Consider the following 333-nt stretch of genomic DNA (forward strand, 5'->3'; position numbering starts at 1 on the left):
AAGAGACAGATATATTACAACGGAGAAAAATACCTTTCAGAATTTGGTTTAAAAGATTTATTAGAAGAAACAATTACCGAAGAAGACATGCAATATCCAATCATTCACTTAGAAGGTGATGATATTGAAATTGCACTAACGCACAGTAAATCACAATATTCCGAAGAGTACCATTCGTTCGTAAACGGACAAAATACAACACAAGGTGGAACGCACTTAAACGCTTTTCGTGAAGCTATTGTAAAAACCATTCGTGAATATTATAACAAAGGTTTTGAAGCTTCAGATATTCGTAAATCCATCGTTTCGGCGGTTTCCATTAAAGTGGAACAC

Annotated in this window: 1 pseudogene; it reads left to right on the forward strand. The window is 34.5% G+C overall.

Annotation, left to right across the window (positions count from 1 at the left end):
• Positions 1 to 333, forward strand: a pseudogene (locus DIU01_RS09630) (type IIA DNA topoisomerase subunit B); the annotation flags it as partial.

Origin of the sequence: Flavobacterium sp. (genome assembly GCF_003525665.1) — a bacterium.
In the GTDB taxonomy this organism is placed as follows: Bacteria; Bacteroidota; Bacteroidia; order Flavobacteriales; family Flavobacteriaceae; genus Flavobacterium.